6 protein-coding genes are annotated in these 19,052 nt (G+C 32.4%); all 6 read left to right on the forward strand.

Annotated features, from left to right (window positions below; genetic code table 11):
- Positions 1–124 precede the first annotated feature (124 nt).
- A complete protein-coding gene (locus BLR30_RS09545) occupies positions 125–763 on the forward strand; it encodes a hypothetical protein (RefSeq protein ID WP_089857562.1) in 639 nt (212 codons plus the stop codon).
- Between the two features lie 4 nt (positions 764–767).
- Positions 768–1,022, forward strand: a complete 255-nt coding sequence (locus BLR30_RS09550) for a hypothetical protein (protein ID WP_089857564.1) — start codon at positions 768–770, stop codon at positions 1,020–1,022.
- Positions 1,023–1,375: 353 nt separating this feature from the next.
- The gene (locus BLR30_RS09555; protein ID WP_089857566.1) at positions 1,376–3,595 is read left to right on the forward strand and encodes a TonB-dependent receptor domain-containing protein; all 2,220 of its coding nucleotides are present in this window, start codon (positions 1,376–1,378) and stop codon (positions 3,593–3,595) included.
- Positions 3,596–3,815: 220 nt separating this feature from the next.
- Entirely contained in the window at positions 3,816–10,256 is a 6,441-nt protein-coding gene (locus BLR30_RS09560) for a non-ribosomal peptide synthetase (protein WP_089857568.1), read from the forward strand.
- A gap of 51 nt (positions 10,257–10,307) precedes the next feature.
- Positions 10,308–11,264 carry a TauD/TfdA family dioxygenase gene (locus tag BLR30_RS09565; protein WP_089857570.1) on the forward strand — a complete coding sequence of 319 codons (957 nt, stop codon included), beginning with the start codon at positions 10,308–10,310 and terminating at the stop codon, positions 11,262–11,264.
- 90 nt (positions 11,265–11,354) lie between these two features.
- The gene (locus BLR30_RS09570) at positions 11,355–19,052 is read left to right on the forward strand and encodes a non-ribosomal peptide synthetase (RefSeq protein ID WP_089857572.1); all 7,698 of its coding nucleotides are present in this window, start codon (positions 11,355–11,357) and stop codon (positions 19,050–19,052) included.

Here is a 19,052-nt window from a genome sequence, read left to right on the forward strand (position 1 = left end):
ATTTTCATTACAAATCAGTAAACTACACAAAAGTGTAGTTTGCTGATTTACAATGAAATACTACAATTTAGGGTAGCGTGAATGATAATCTTGCCAAGTAGTTTTGTAAAAAAAATAACCCGATATGAGAATCACACAAAATTACTTAGAACAACTGGAGCTAAACCAACTTTCGGAGCTTGCAAAATTCGTAGTAGAAGAAAATTTCAATCATCATTGTGATGAGGATATTGCAGCGATACACAGTTTTAATCAAGATATATTGAATACATATTATGAAGAACTAAGTTATTTTGAAGATTCTAAAACTTTTGTTTCCAAGGATGAAGGCGGAAATTTTTACGGATCAATCAGGCTGATTAAATGGAATTATAAAATACAACTTCCAATACAAAAATTATTCAATATTAATTTATTGGAAATCATAAAGCAAAAAAGTATTTCTTCCGTATGGCATATCGGTAGGTTTGCAACAAGTAAGAATAATTCAGATCGCTTTTTATTTAAAAAACTGATGATGTATGCTATAGCGCCTATATGTACATCCAGTAATAGTATTGGATTTGCAGAATGTGACAATAAACTTTTAAGAGCAATGAACTTAATGGGAATACAAACAGAAACTTTAGGTAATTCTATTACCTACTTGGGATCGGAAACCATTCCAATATCAATTGAAAAAGAAGGTGTAATAGATTTTTTTAATACAAATTATAATTTACTAGACACTAACTATTTGGATCAACTGACGAGAAATCAATAATATAATGAAACTTACTGAAGAACAAAGAAAGGGACAAAGGATATTATTTAAAATAATACGCGAAGCATGGGAAAATGAGAGCTTTAAGAAAGCACTTATTGATAATCCAGAAGAAACAATATCAAAGTTTTTAGGACAAAAAATACCTTTTAGAAAAAAAATAATAGTTACCGATCAGTCTAATCAAGATTATTTATATATAAATATTCCAATCAAACCAAATGATAAGGATGTTGATGACCATTTATTTAATGAATAGATGATTATAAAAAGAGCTAAATAAAGTGTATTTATATATAATCATACTAAACCACTAATTTGTGTAGCAGTTGTGATATTTTAAGTAAATATCTTTGGATTGTGAAAGTTAATGAAATTTAGCTGTTTAAAAGAAGCTTAGATAACTTAAAAAATTAAATTGAAATGAATATCCTTTTTTATAAAATGAGAAAAAACTAAAAGAATATCATTGTGTTGATGATTAAACACTTTTAAGATTATTTCTTTAAATATAAAATTCGTAAAATTTTTTCAATAAACTGATTTTTTAAAATTCATAAAAATATTGCCTACTAAAAATTAATAATTATACAATTAAGATTCCAAGTTAACATGAAAATACAAAAAACACAGCTTATTCTTCTTTTTCTTACTTTGGGTACAATTACGTATGCACAAAAAGCTAAGAAAGATACTATAGAAAGTATCCAGGAAGTTACATTAATTAAAAGAGCATTTGTAAAGAAAAATGATAGATATGTTTTTGATGTTGCACAATCTCCATTAGCAAAGGGAAACAATGGTTTTGATCTACTCAAAAGTTCTCCAATGGTTTCCAGTATTGATAATAAAAACTTAACAATTTTAGGTAAATCTAACGCTGTCATCTATATTAATGGTAAAAAATCGCAACTAAACGGTGAGTCCTTATTAGAATTACTTAAAAATACACCAGGTGAAAATATTTCGAAGATTGAAATAATAACTGTTCCTGGAAGTGAGTTTAACGTTGGTGCAAATGATGGAATCATCAATGTAGTGATGAAAAAAAGAACTTCAGACGGAATAAACGGAACATTGAGAATGACAAATAATCAAGGTTATTATAACAACCCATCTTCCAGCGTATCTGTGAATTACAGAAAAAATAAGCTTGGTATTAATGTCAATACAAATTATTCTCAATATACTTTAAGACAGGCTTTTGTGTTTTCTAACGGAAATCAACAAAACTTTACAACATCGGAAGGTTATATTATGGTTCCTACCAAAAGCTTCGGAGGAAATTTTGATGTTAATTATGACCTAAACGATCATCACTTTCTGTCCCTCTCTTTTGATTCGCGCGAAGGAAACAGAAACGGACAGATTACAGATCTCGTTAATAATGAGTACAGCTTCAATGGAAGTGGTTTTAATCTTAACAGAAACAGAACTTTATCCAATACAGATGAAACCTCTGCAAGTAATTCGGCTAACCTGAACTATGAGTGGAAAACTGATGATAATGGCAGTAATTTTAATGCCAATATAGCTTACCTTCATTATACAAATAAAAATCATGCATACAATAACATTTATTCCATTAATGATCAGAATGAAAATATTACACGTATAAAAGCTTTTAATCAGTCAATCCCTCAAATTATCGATAACTTTTCAGGAACATTAGATTATGCAAAAAAGTTTAAAGATGAGCTTTCTCTTTCTGTAGGTGGAAATTTTAATTCTACAAAAACAGATAATGATACTCGTTTTACTGATTTTGTAAGTGGGAATTTTGTAGAAAACCAGCAGCAGTCTAATCATTTTATTTATAATGAAAAAATAACGGGGCTTTATGCAACTTTGGCAAAGACATTTAATGAGAAATTCTCAGGGAAAATAGGTTCAAGAATAGAGTTTACCAATGCAACAGGTGATGTGGTGAATAAAAATGAGAGTTTTACAAATAACTACAGTAATATTTTGCCTTATCTGAATTTCAATTATGAGATTAATAAAGATCACAATATTTCATATACTTTTTCAAGCAGGGTAAGCAGACCTTCTTTCTGGGCAATTAATCCTACAAGAATTTATCTTACACAAAATAATTACGCTCAGAATAACCCGTTCATAAAAGCATCATCTTACTATAGTCAGGAATTGAATTATATGTATAAAAGTGCTTATTTTCTGACATTGGATTATATGTATGTAAAAGATGCTCAAGGACAGGTTCCTCTACAGAGAACTTTACCGGATGGCACGGTGCAGATTCGATATCTTGGTACAAATTACGGAGACCACACACAGTTGACAGCAACAGTGGGATTACAAAAACAGTTTTTCAAAAATATATGGAATGTAAACGGATATTTTAATTTCTATTATGTTACATACAAAGGAAATGTAGACACAGATCCTACAACCGGGGATGTTTTTTCTCCTTATATTTTAGATCTTAAAAAAACATACGCATTTTTTCAGATTAATAACAGTATAAGACTTTCTTCCAAAAAAGACTGGTTTGTAGATGTCAATTACTTTTATCAGACACGAAGACAAATAGAATACGGAAAGCAGATTAAATTATCTTCATTGGATATTGGAATAAAGAAAATATGGGATGACTGGACGGTTATGATTAAAGCCAGCGATATCTTTAGAAACTTCATTTTTGCAATTGATAATCTTCAGACCAATACGGGATCTTTTAATAATGTTTATCAGAATCAATATAACAGACAGGTTACTTTAACAGTAACTTACAATTTCGGAAATCAGAAAGTAAAGAGGATAAGAGATGTTGAAAGTGCTGATAATTCTATAAAATCCAGAACAAAATAATTTCAACGATAAAGTGATCTTAAAGCTGCATTCTTTATTGTAGCCAGGGATTTTTGTGCCATATTTTTTAAAAAAAACCTGAATTTTAAGTATTTAAATTATTGATAATTAGTTGCTTGTAATAATTCATTGTTTTTCGCTGGAAAATAGATTGTTCTTTTAAAATTACAGTTTCTGCTTAAGGAAATTCTAAAAACTAACCCATTCAAAAAACACCAATATGCTATCAGAAAGAATATTGCCTAATATTAAAACACTAATTCAATTATTAGAAATAAGAAAAAAATCATATTCATTAGGTATTACATGTATCGAAGGTGGAGATGAAGAGAATTTTCTGTCATATCATGAATTGTATGATCAAGCACTTAAAGCACTTCATTACCTGCAAAGCAAAGGCTTAAAGCCTGGAAGTGAGCTTGTTTTTCAGATTGATAATAATCAGATTTTTGTTACTGTTTTTTGGGCATGTATTTTAGGAGGTATTTATCCGGTTCCTCTTACAGTAGGTACTAATGAAGATCATAAAAATAAATTATTAAACATTTGGCCTGTCTTAAATGATCCTTTTCTTATAATCTCCGAACATAATTTTAAAAAATCAGATCTGCTGTCAAAAACGGACATATTAGGAGATATTGAGGAAAAGATAGTTTATCAGGAAAATATAATGTCTTCAGAAGATTTCGGTTCTGTTCACAACGTAGAGGAAGATGATATTGCATTTATACAGTTTTCTTCCGGTTCTACAGGAAATCCAAAAGGAGTAATGCTTACTCATAAAAATTTAATAACCAACGTAAGAGCAATCAGTGAGGCTTCAGGATACTCAGATGCAGACAAAATGATAAGCTGGATGCCTCTTACTCATGATATGGGACTTATTGGCTTTCATATCAATCCATTATTTATTGGGATGTCTCAATATCTTATTCCTACAAATGTTTTTGTAAGAAGACCTTCTTTGTGGTTGCAAAAAGCAGATGAACATCAATGTACTATTTTGTGTTCTCCCAATTTTGGATATAATTATACTTTAAAGCATTTTAACCGCGATAATGATACTTTGGATCTTTCTTCCGTAAGGTTGATTTATAATGGAGCAGAACCTGTATCTATAAATATCATCCAGGAGTTTCTGGAAGTATTTTGCCAATACGGATTGGATGAAAATGCGATACGTCCTGTTTATGGTTTGGCTGAAGCGAGTCTTGCAGTATCGATTCCTGATATGAATGATAAGATTACCTACTTCAGTTTTTCCAGAGATCACCTGAATTTCGGAGATAAAGTAGTAATCACCCAAGAAAATGAAAATTCTCTTTCTTTTGTAAATGTGGGAAAAGCAATCAATTATTGTCAGGTAAGAATTACAGATGAGTACAATAATCCTGTTGATGAAGAAATTATAGGTGAAATACAGATTAAAGGTGATAACGTTACAGGCGGATATTATAATAATGTATCAGAAACCGAAAATATTATTACTTCTGATAAGTGGGCGAGAACAGGTGATTTAGGATTCATTAAAAACGGATCTTTGTACGTAACCGGAAGAATGAAAGATATTATTTTCATTAACGGGCAAAACTATTATCCGCATGATATTGAAAGAGTAGCTGAAGCAGTTGAAAGTATAGAACTTAATAAGATTGTTGCAGTAGGTCATTACAATGAAACAGCGCAGAAAGAAGAGATCATCACTTTTGTATTTCACAGAGGAAACCTGGAAAACTTTATTCCAATTGCTAAGGAATTAAAATCAAAGATAAATATTGAAATGGGAATTGATATAGACAGGGTTATTCCTGTAAAAGATATTCCCCGTACAACAAGTGGTAAACTTCAGAGGTTTAAATTGTTGAATGACTTCAAAAAAGGAAAATTTGAAGAAATACAAAACCGCTTCGCCGAAGTAATAAGTAAGATAAAGACGGAAGAAAAAGAAGAACCGGCAAATGAAACTGAACAATATATATTAGATATCTGGAAAAAGATTCTTAAGCAAGAATCTTTAGGAGTTACCGACAAGTTTTTTGAATCGGGAGGTAATTCACTTAAGGCTGCAGAATTATCCATGATTTTATTTAAAGAACTGCAGGCTGAACTTCCTATTAGTACACTTTATACATATCAGACTGTAAAAGAACTAGCAGCCATTATACAAAAACTTGAAAAGAAAGCTTATATAAGCATTCCTAAAATTGAATCTGAACTGTATCCATTGGCTTCGACGCAAAAGAGACTGTATTATGCTTGGGAAATGGATCAGCAATCTACCGCATACAATACTCCTTTAGCATTAAAGATTAAAGGGAATATAGATATTCTTAAATTGAATAAAGCTGTGGGGCAAATCATCAAAAAGCATGATGCTTTAAGAATAACATTTGAGAACCATTCCGAGCCTGCTTTTAAGATCAATGAAATAATAATCCCTGAAATCGTACAGCATGACAATGTCTCATTAGAAATAAATTCTTTATTAAGAGACAGTGTACGTCCGTTTGATCTTATTAATGGACCTTTATTCAGAATAGAAATTTTTAAAGATGAAACTGAAACAATATTATTTTTAGATTTTCATCATATCATCTCAGATGGTTTATCCATTTACAATTTTCTTAATGAATTGATGATAGCATATGATGGCAAAGAACCTGAACAGTACTCTGTAGGTTACGGTGATTTTTCTTATTGGGAAAAAGATTATCTGAAGTCTGATACTCTGAATGAGCAGAAAGAATTTTGGATGAAAGAGCTGGAAGGAGAATTACCTGTGCTGGATTTTCCTTTAGATTTTCCACGTCCTTCTTTACTTGATTATAACGGACAAAGGTTAGAGTTTGTTATTGATAAGAAAAAATCTGACCAACTGAAGAAAATTGCTCTTGAACATAAATGTACATTACATGTTCTGCTTTTTTCAATATACAATATTCTTGTTGCCAAATATACCGGGAAACAAGATATTATTGTAGGAATTCCTGTAGCAGGACGTAAACATCCCGATTTACAAACAACTCAGGGAATGTTCGTGAACAATCTTGCGGTAATCAATACAATTGATCCGGCTGAAACTTTAGAATCTTTCCTGAAGAAAGTTAATAGTAAAGTTGAAAAAGTTCTTCTTAATCAGGAATACCCTTTTTCTTCATTATTGGAAGAGTTGGATTATCAGAGAGACAGCAGCAGAAATCCTATTTTTGATACAATGTTTGTTTATCAGAATATGGGCTTTCCTGATTATACTCCAAATGATTTTTCTTTTTCAAGATATTTCTTTGATTCAGGAACATCAAAGTTTGATATCTCAATGGAAGTATTTGATTATGAAGAATCTCTTAAATATTATATAGAATATGCTACTCATCTTTTCAGAAAAGAAACTATTCTTGAATTTCAGAAACATTTTGAAATACTGACAAATAAGATCATTTCAGATTCGCAGTGTCGATTACAAGATATCATTTTGCTTAGCGAAGAAGATTACAAACAACATATTATTGATTTTAATGATACGAAATTAGCATATCCTAAGCAAAAAACAGTTGTAGATTATATTGAAGAACAGGCACAGAATAAACCAGATAAAATAGCTTTACGATTTGAAAATCAAAATATTAATTATTCTGAACTTAATACAAAAGCAGATCAGTTATCCTGTCTTCTGGATTATAAAGGAATCAAAGAAGGGGACATCATAGGAATTCTGATGAAAAGATCTCCGGAATTTATAATTTCCATGTTGGCAATTCTAAAATCGGGAGCTACTTTCCTTCCTCTGGATAGTGATTTGCCGGAAGACAGATTACATTTTATCTTGCAAAATAGCGGAAGTGTAATGGTTATCACTGATCAGAATCACAAAATCCTTATTCCGGATGATATTCAGACTTTAATATATGAAGAAGCAATTTGTCATCAGAATGAAATAAAAAAAAATAAAAAGCTGTATAATTCTGAATCAACAGCTTACGTAATTTACACTTCGGGTACAACAGGCAAACCAAAAGGAGTAATGATCTCTCAAAAATCATTACTTAATTATACACTTTGGGCTGCAGAAAAGTATATTAATGAAAGAGAAGTAAGTTTTCCATTTTTTACTTCTGTTTCCTTTGATCTTACGATTACATCTTTGTTTACTCCGCTTATAACGGGAAATACAGTTATTGTCTATCAGGAAGACCCGCACAATATGCTCATCGAAAAAGTAATTTTCGAAAATCAGTCGGATATCATTAAACTTACTCCTTCGCATCTTAAGATAGTTGATCAGCTGGATCTTAAATCTTTAAACGAAATCTCTGTCAAAACATTTATTGTAGGAGGTGAAGAATTAGAACAATCGCTTGCTCAGAGAATTTCTACAAAATTCGGATCTAAAATAGAAATTTATAATGAATATGGTCCTACAGAAGCTACAGTCGGATGTATGATTTATCAGTTTAATCCTCAGGATTCTTATATGACGGTTCCAATTGGTGTTCCTATTTATAATACACAGATTTATCTTCTTGATGAATACCTGAAACCTGTTCCTGCTGGCGTAAAAGGAGATCTTTATATCGCAGGAGACGGATTAGCGCAAGGATATCTGAATAATGAAGCTTTAACTCAGGAAAGATTTATTGATAATCCTTTTGTTGAGAGTACAAAAATGTATAGATCAGGAGATACAGCCAGAAGACTTTCGGATAATATGCTGGAATATATCAATCGTACAGATAATCAGGTTAAGATAAACGGATACAGAGTTGAGCTTTTAGAAATCGAAAACAGTATTAAACAGAACACTCAGATAAAACATGTTGTTGTGATATGTAACAATACGAATGGTGGTTCAAAGAAACTGGAAGCGTATTATTTATCACCTTCTGATCTACACATAGATTCTCAGGCTTTAAAAAACATACTTTCCGCGGTATTACCTCATTATATGATACCTGCAGTCTTTGTTGCGGTGGATGAAATACCGTTGACAAAAAACGGTAAGGTAGATCACTCAAAACTTATACAGTTGGGTTCTGCAAAAGCGGTTGTAAATAAAACAATCCCTGCCAACAAAATGCAGGAAATTTGTGCAGAAATATGGATGCAGCTCTTTAATGAAGAAAATATTTCCATTACCGACAATTTTTACGAATTGGGAGGAGACTCTATCAAAGCTGTGCAGATATCATCAAGATTATTGGAAAGAGGAATCGTTCTGAAGGCAAAAGACATACTTCAATATCCTACCATTGAATTATCTTCATCTTATGCCAAAGTTCAGGAGTCAGAAACTCAGTATGAGCAAGGTTTAGTTGTTGGTAAAAAAGGATTTACATCTATAGAATCTTGGTTTTTCGAAAATAAATTTGAAAATCCCAATTACTTTAATCAGTCTTTGGTTCTTACGGTAAAAAAAGATGTTACTATTTCATATTTAAGACTTGCTTTTGAAAAACTTATTCAGCATCACGATGGATTAAGATTGAAATATAATGCTGATGAAAATATTTTGTTTGTCGACGAGTATCATGCAGATAGTTTTTCTTTAAGTGAATATTCTGCTCAGTCACAGAAAGAATTCGAATCTTTCGCTGCACAAATGAAAAATAGTCTTAATCTTTCAAATGGACTATTAATCAAAGCTGGTATAATCTATCAGGAAGGCAAAGATCCTTTGTTATTAATTACAGCTCATCATTTAGTGATGGATGGTTTTTCCTGGAGAGTATTACTTGAAGATCTTTTTACATCTTATTCTGCAATAGAAGAAGGTAGAGAGATTGCCTTACCAAAAAAGACCATTTCTTTAATAGAATGGAAAAAGGAGATAGATTATTATAGTAAACTTCAAAACTCCCAATTACAAGAAGAATACTGGAGAAATACAGAATCTTCAAATACTAAACTTCCTCAGGATTTTGCTGAAGAAAACATATTTATCCGAGATGCAAATAAAATTTCAGAGGAATTATCAGAAGAAAAAACAGATTTCTTATTGAAAGTTCAAAATGCTTATAAAGTTGATGTAAATACAGTAGTGATAACCGCTTTAACACTTTCTTTAAAAGAATGGACAGGTAAAAATGATTTCGTAATAGAACTTGAAAATCATGGAAGACATCTTGAGAATGCAGATGCTTCGAGAACGATTGGCTGGTTCACGGCGATGTATCCTGCAAAAATTGAAATAGCAGACAATAATATCGGAGCGAATATTATTGCCGTAAAAGAACAGCTTTCAAAAATTCCTGACTCGGGAATAGGATACGGAATTAATAGATACATGAACCAGTCTCTAAATAACGGAAGAGAATATATACCGGAAATAAGATTCAATTATCTTGGACAGTTTGGTCAGGAGCTATCTAATTCTCTGTTTTCTTACTCCGCTATTCAACACGGGATGGAGTCTGATCCGGATAACAGAATGACAGCCAAAATAGAGATTAATATGTTCGTCATCAAAGGGAAGTTCTGCACAGAGATTATCTATAATTCAATGCAGTACCATAAAAAAACAATGTCATGGCTTCTGAGTTCATTCTTTAAAAATATCATTAACATAATAGAGTACGTCAAAACTGAAAACAATGTCTATTTAACTCCGTCAGATTTCGATTCTGTAGAGTTAGATCAACAGGAACTAAACTCTCTGTTTTTCTAGGACTTATCTATTTATCATATACAATATTATTAACATCATAAAATACAAAATATGAATCTTCAAGATTTGCAATTAGTTGGAAATAAAAAAATGTTATTCGAAGTAAAAGATAACAACAGTGATTATTTCAAATGGTTATATGAGAATAAATCAGCAATTGATGATTTTATCTCTAAAGAAGGCGCACTACTTCTACGTGGTCTTCCTGTACAAAATGACGGAGAATTTGCTAAAATTTTAGAGATTCTTTTTGGTGAAGATCTTGTGAATTATACCTATAGATCGACCCCAAGAAAACAGATTAACAATAATAATGTTTATACAGCTACAGAATATCATGCATCGGAAATTATTCCTCAACATAATGAAAATGCTTATTCTAATAAGTGGCCTATGAGAATAGGATTCTTGTGTGTAACTCCTGCTTCCAAAATGGGCAATACTCCTATTTCAGACAGCCGTGTTGCTTATCAGCAAATTCCTTTGGAAATCCGTGAAGAGTTTGAAGCAAAAAAAATCATGTATGTAAGAAACTACTCTGAAATAGATTTGCCTTGGGAAGAAGTATTTCAGACAGATAATGAAAAAGAGGTTGAAAAGTTCTGTACAGATAATGATATTATGTACGAATGGACAGATAACGGGTTAAGAACAAAGCAGATTAACCAGGCAACTATGATACATCCTGTTACAAAAGAGAAAATATGGTTTAATCAGGCTCATCTTTTTCATTCCAGCAGTTTAGGAAAGGAAGTTGAAGAAAGTCTGATAGATCTTATAGGTGAAGAAAATCTTCCCAGAAATACATTCTTCGGTGACGGAACTCCTATTAATTTAGAATATCTGGATATTATCCGCGATGTTTTTGAGAAAACCAAATTTTCTTTCGATTGGCAGAAAAATGACGTTTTACTGTTGGATAATATGCTATATACCCATGGAAGAGACCCTTATGAAGGAGAAAGAAAAGTCTTGGTAGGAATGGCAAGACCATTTCAGGAAAATTAATTATATCCTCTGTATTCAAAGACAGATCTTGAAATCTGTTATACATAAACTAATATCATCATATCTCATCTATTGCTAAAAAATACTCAGATGGACACTAAGCTAGACAAAAGGAATGTACAGGATATTTTTGAACTGAGTATGGTTCAAAAGGGAATGCTGTTCCATTATCTTAACGAAGATAATAATATATATAATGCACAATTAAGCCTTAAAATAGAAGGAATATTAGAAGTTGATATTCTAAGGACAGCTTTTAATACTCTTCAATCTAATAATGAGGTTTTAAGATCTGTTTTCAAATGGGAAGGACTTAGTAAGCCTTTGCAGATTGTACTTCATGAGTCTCCTGTAAATTTTATTTATCATGACATCTCTTCTAAAAGTGATAGCGAAATATTACAGCTTGTCTCAGAATATGCTCAAAATGACTTTAATAAAAGATTTTCTTTGTCAGAAGTTCCGTTTAGAATCAGCATTATAAAGACAGATAATACATCTTTTACACTTTTTATCACTCATCATCATATATTATATGACGGATGGAGTACGGGAATTCTTTTGAAAGAATTATTTGGTTATTACCAATATTTGCTGGAATCCGGCCCCAATCCTAAACTTTTAGTAAAGCCAGGGTATAAAGAATATATTAATGGCTTAACGAAGAAGGAAAATGCAGAAAGCGAAGAATCATATTGGAAAAATTATCTTAATGATTTTGAACTGCAATCTGTTTCTGTAAGCAGCCATAATAACGCTTCTGAAAATATAGTTACCAAAATAACTTCTTTGCTGGATGCTAAATCTCTTGAAGAGTTCTCTGTAAAATATCAGGTAACAAAAGCAGCAATTGTATATGCAGCTTTGGGAATTCTTCTTCAGAAACTAAAAGGAGAATCGGATGTTGTAATCGGAACAACCGTTTCAGATCGTGACTCCTCTGTAACAGGTTCTGAAAATATAATAGGGAATTTTATCAATACCGTTCCGTTAAGAGTTATTTCTGAAGAAGCTGAATCTTTTTTAGATATAGTAAGAAAGATACATTCTGATATTATCAATAGAAGTCAGTATAAAACTTCATACTATGAGGTGAAAAAGATCATGAAGCTTAAAGCATCCGAAGAGTTGTTTGATACTTTGGTGGTTGTAGAAAATTATCCCATAGATGAAGAAGCCATTAATTCTCATAATGCGTTTTCCGTAAAGTTGAATTCCGTACATGAAAATACGGGAATTCCAATGGTTGTTACTGTTTTTTTTAAAGAACAGCTGGAAATAGAAGTTATTTATCAAAATCATATGGTTGATAAAAATTACGCTGAAACATTTTTGGATCATATTCCTGCTTTTTTAAAGACACTTATTGCGAATCCTGATCATTCTTCAGACCGTCTCTCGTTTCTTTCTGAAACTGAAAAAGAGAAAATACTGATTGATTTTAATAATACAGCTACTAATTTTAAAACTGAAGAAACGATATTGTCGCGTTTTGAAAAAATAGTTAGTACTCATCCTGAAAAAATTGCGGTTATATGTGGAAATGAATCTATCTCGTATAAACTTTTGGATGAAGAATCCAATAAAATAGCTGCCTATCTTCGACAAAAGAAAGGAGTGAAGAAAGGAGATCTTGTTGGACTTTTACTAAACAGAGATCGAAATATCATATCCGTAATTCTTGGAGTTTTAAAAGCAGGGGCGTGTTATGTTCCTATAGATCCGGCTTATCCATCAGACAGAATTCAATACATTATAGAAAGTAGCAATTTATCCGCAACGATAGCACATAATAAATCTGAAACTGTTCAGAATGCCATTCTGATCGAGGAGATTTTTAATGAAAACGAAATATTACCTTTATCTTCAGAGGTTGAACAGGATGATCTTGCTTATATTATATTCACATCGGGTTCTACAGGCAATCCGAAAGGAGTAATGATTTCTCACGGTGCACTGATGAATTACATCGGTTGGGCGTCAGAAAAATATGTTGGAAATGATACGACTGCATTCCCGCTATATTCTTCTATTTCTTTTGATCTTACGATAACCTCAATATTTACTCCTTTAGTTACAGGAAATACTATTGTTGTCTATGAAGATGATGATTCTGTTACTTTGATTGAAAAAGTTTTAAAAGACAATCAGGTAGACATCATAAAACTTACTCCTTCACATCTGAGAATTATCAATGATAACGGATTGCTTGAAAAATATGAAAGCAAACTGAAAAAAATGATTGTAGGAGGAGAAGATCTTGATTACAATCTTGCGCAGGATATCTGGAATAAATTTAACGGAAAGCTTACAATCTATAACGAATATGGTCCTACAGAAGCTACAGTTGGATGTATGATATATACTTTTGATCCTTCTTGCAAATTCCACTCTGTACCATTAGGAAAGCCTATTTCCAATACTCAGATCTATATCCTTGATAAATATCTGAATCCTGTTGCTTTCGGAGTAAAAGGAGAAATATATATAGCCGGAGATAGTTTGGCTAATGGATATTTAGGCAGAGAAGACCTTACCGCCGAAAGATTTTGCAGTAATCCATTCATACATGATAAAAAAATGTATAAAACCGGAGATTATGCAATACGACAAAAAGACGGAAACATTATCTTCTCGGGAAGAATTGATGAGCAGGTGAAAATTTCAGGTTTTAGAATAGAACTGAAAGAAATAGAGCATCAGTTAAATAGCCATATTGATATTACCGGAAGTGTTGTAACAGTAAAACAAAAAAACGGAAGCAAATTCTTAGCAGGATATTATATTGCTGATAATGAAATTGATTCTTTATCATTAAGAAACTATGTATCCGGTAAGTTACCGCAATATATGGTGCCATCTTATTATGTGAAAATTGATGCATTTCCATTGTCTGCCAACGGAAAGCTTAATCTAAAAGCTTTACCTGATCCGGAAATTAAGATCAATGAACAATACGAAGAACCAAATACAAAGGAAGAATATCTTTTGGCAGAGCATTTTGCAAATGTTCTTGGTCTTTCAAAAGTAGGAATTACAGATAATTACTTTTCTATCGGCGGAGATTCAATCAAATCTATACAAATTAGCTCCAGAATGCGTAATGCGGGTTACCAGGTATCTGTTCAGGATATTTTCAAAAATCCGACGATTAAACAATTAGCATTAAAAATAAAACCTCTGGTTATTCATACAGGTCAGATGGTGATAGAAGGAAAAATAGAGCCAACTCCTATACAGAAATGGTTTTTTGAAAACTCAAATGTAGACCGTCATCACTTCAATCAGTCTGCAATGTTACATTTTAATACCGGAATTTCCTCAGAATCAGTAAAGAGAATATTCGCTAAAATCATTGAGCATCATGATGCATTGCGTATAATATTTACAAATGAGGAAGGAGAGATAACTTCTTATAATAAAGGACTAGTTTTTCCTGTTTCGTTGGAAGAACATTATATTGATGAATATGAAACTGATCTGTTATCTGATCTTAGCAACAGAATTCAGGCAGCGATCAGTTTGGAGAATGGACCGTTAATCAAATTGGGCTTATTTCATAGCAGCGGAAGCAGCAGATTGTTGATTGTTATTCACCATCTTGTTGTTGATGGTATTTCCTGGAGAATACTTCTTGAAGATGTTAAGAACTTATATGATCAGGATATCCAGGGAAAAAATTTAGCTCTTCCTTTAAAAACCGATTCATTTAAAGACTGGTCTGAAAAACTCACTGATTATTCTAAAGGAAAATCATTTGAAAATTCAGTTTCTTACTGGGATTCTACATTTGCTCATAATGCGGTCGTTTCATTAAAGAGAGATCATGAAAATGAAGAAAATAGATTCTCTGATCAACAGGAAAAATCATTTAGATTAAATAAAAACTACACTGGAAAACTACAGGGAGAAGTTCATGAAAGATTCGGTACGCAGATTAATGATATTCTTTTAACCTCATTAATACTTAGTTTTCAGGAAACTTTCGGCATAGATGGTATTGCTTTGGATCTGGAAGGTCATGGTAGAGAAGAATTTATCAAAAATGTTAATATTAACAGAACTGTAGGTTGGTTTACCTCAATATATCCTGTTTTTTTAAATTATAAAGGAAATTTAAGAGATACGATCAGACACGTAAAAGAGACACTGAGAAATATTCCAAATAATGGAGCAGATTATCTTCTTTATAAATACAACAGTAAAAATAATTCCTCAGATAAAGCAAACAATATCCCTTTAAGCTTTAATTATTTAGGAGAATTTGAAACTGAAAACCAATCATTCTTAATTGTAAATGAAGGAAAAGGTGAAGATGTTTCTCCAAAAATGATTCAGCATTACGACTGGAATGTTATTGGAATGATTACTGACGGATTTTTGCAGATTAGTTTAAGATACAGCAATAAACAATACGAAGCTTCTACAATAGATCGTTTTATTGAGGTCTATCACCAAAATCTTCAGAATCTTATTGATTATTGTATTGAATATCCTGTGAACGAAATGACTCCTTCCGATCTGATCTTTAAAGAAATATCTCAAGCAAAGTTAGACGAATTCCAGAAGAATTACCAGATTGAAGACATTTATCCGCTTTCTTCTATGCAGGAAGGTATGTTATTTCATTCAGTCTTGGGATCTGATCATTCGGCTTATTTGGAACAGAAAGTTCTGAGTCTTCAGGGAAATGTGAAGCCGGATGCAGTAGAAAAAAGTATGAATGAACTTTTGAAAAGATATGATCTTTTCAGAGCTGTGTTTCATCATCAAGGGTTGGAAAGACCTGTTCAGATTATTCTGAATGAAAGATTGGTAAAGTTTACATTTAAAGATATTAGACAGGAGTGTTTTGAGGAAACAGAAACTGAAGTAATAGAGTGGTACAGGAATCAGGATGCATCAGAACCTTTTGATCTTCAGAAAGATGTTCTTATGCGCATAATGCTTCTGCAGACGGGAGAAGAAAGATTTGTGCTTATCTGGTCTCATCATCATATTCTTATGGATGGGTGGTGTACAAGCATTATCTGGAATGATTTCAAGTCACTTTATATAAATAATATCAATGACGAAAAAGTTGTTTTAACACCCGCAAAAAGGTATTCAGATTATCTTCAATGGATGGAAAGCCTGGATCAGCAACCTTCCGCAGAATATTGGAAAAATTATCTGAATGGATATACTATTCCGGCAAAAATTCCGGAAAAGAGCGCTTATTCTTCACAGAAAGAAATGTCGGGCTTATTGTCAGAAGAATTTACAATAGAGAAGGACGTATTTCAAAAATTGAAAAATATCTCCGAATCACATCAGATCACCCTTAACACAATTATTCAGACAGCTTGGGGAATGGTGTTAAGCAGATATAACAATACCAATGATGTAATCTTTGGTTCTGTATTATCGGGGAGAAGTTCTGAAGTAGACGGAATTGAGCACATGGTCGGGCTATTCATCAATACTGTACCTGTAAGATTAAAATATGAAAGTGAAGAACCTCTTCTTGAAATATTAAAGAGAGCTCAGGAAGATGCCTTGAAAATCAATGAACACCAATATTTTTCATTATCAGATATTCAGGGACTTAGTGAGCTTGGAAACAGGTTGTTTGATCATATCATGATTTTTGAAAATTATCCGATCTCTGATAAACTGGTTATTCCTGAAGATAAGGAAACTGTCGGTTTCACAGTCGAAGATATTCAGGTTTATGAAAAGACCAACTATGATTTGGTTATACTTATTATTCCGGGAGATAATATCAGAATTCAGGCAGATTATAATCCGGGCAAATATTCTCGTAAGATGATTGTGCAAATGATGGATCATTTGAAAAATACAATAAATTCAATACTTGAAGACTGTACTATTCCTTCGAAAGAACTGAATTTTATCAGCGAAACAGAAAGCATAAAGCTTCTGAATCAATTTAATAAAAAAGAAGTAACATATCCTTCGGATAAAACCATTATCGATTTATTTGAAGAGCAGGTTTTACGTACACCGGATGTTGTAGCGGTACAATGTGAGGATCAGCAAATTACTTATTCTCAATTACATAAAAGAAGTTCGGAAATTGCACTTGTACTAAGAGAAAGAGGAACAGGAAGAGACAGCATCGTAGGATTGCTTATGCATAAAAATATTGATACGGTGATAGGTATGTTGGCTATTTTAAAGGCAGGCGGAGCTTATCTTCCGATAGATATAAATTATCCTGAAGCAAGAAAAGATTATATTATTGAAAACAGCGGCCTAAAGATTATTCTTACAACATCTGAGTTGCAGCCGATGAGAAAAGACAATATACAATCTGTACTCATTGATGATATACCTTCTTCAGAAAGCCTACCTGAAATTTCTTACATAAATACACCTACAGATCTTTGTTATGTAATTTATACATCAGGAACTACAGGAAATCCGAAAGGAGTGATGATCGAGCATAAAAATGTCGTGAGATTATTGTTTAATAATGATTTTCAGTATAGTTTCTCTGCCAGTGATGTCTGGACAATGTTTCATAGCCATTGCTTTGATGTCAGTGTCTGGGAAATGTACGGAGCTTTATTATATGGCGCAAAGCTGATTATCATTCCGCCAATGTTGGCAAAAGATACCAAAGCGTTCCTACATCTTTTGAATGAAGAAAAAGTAAGCGTACTCAGCCAGACTCCAAGCGCATTTTATAATCTTATACTTGCTGATTCGGGACACTGTTACGGTGAAAGCATCCGTTATGTTATTCTGGCCGGTGAATCCGTAAGTCCTATAAAACTTAAAGAATGGACTTCGAAATATCCTGATGTAAAGATCATAAATATGTACGGGATTACAGAAACTACAGTACATAATACCTATAAGGAGCTTGGTACTTTTGAAGTTGAGAATAACATAGCAAACATAGGAACTCCTATTCCCACACTTTCCATGATTCTTTTAGATGAAAATAAAAAACTGGTTCCTAATGGAGTGGAAGGAGAAATATATGTAGGTGGTCAAGGTGTAGCAAGAGGATATCTTAATAATGAAGAGCTTACGAGTCAAAGATTTATAGCTCATCCTTATTCACCGTCGGAAAGATTGTACAGATCAGGTGATTTAGCGGTAGTAAATGAAATAGGCGAGCTGGAATACAAAACAAGAATGGATCATCAGGTTCAGTTAAGAGGATTCAGGGTTGAACTTGAAGAAATACAATATCAGTTGTTACAGTTTGAAGGAATAAAAGAGGTAAATGTTCTGGCAAAAGAAATTAATGGAGAAGCCTGTCTGATAGCTTATTATATAAGTTCTGAAGCAATTGAGACAGCCTTGCTAAGAAAATATCTGCTAAACAGATTGCCGGATTATATGGTGCCAAGTTATTTCATAGCTATGGAAAGCTTTCCTCTCACCTCAAATGGAAAACTCGATAAAAGGGCATTGCCTGAACCTCAGCTTGAAAGTGTGGAAATATCTGCACGACCAACAAACCAGATACAGAAAGAACTGATTGCGATCTGGGCAGAAATGTTCATGATCAGTGAAGATAAAATAGGAATTAATACAAATTTCTTTGAAATAGGCGGAAACTCGCTTAAGCTTATGAAAATGGTAGATAAAATTAATCAGCATTTTAATACTGATATAACGGTTGCAAAAGTATTTGCATATCCTGTCATCTCATCACTTTCAGTATTCTTGAGTGACGACAATAATAAAGAATCTGAAGAAGCAGATATGCAGCTTGATACAGATTTGGAACAAATGAATGATACAATGAACCTTTTAAACCTGATTTAA

The sequence above is a fragment of the Chryseobacterium taeanense genome (assembly GCF_900099685.1).
GTDB lineage: Bacteria > Bacteroidota > Bacteroidia > Flavobacteriales > Weeksellaceae > Chryseobacterium > Chryseobacterium taeanense.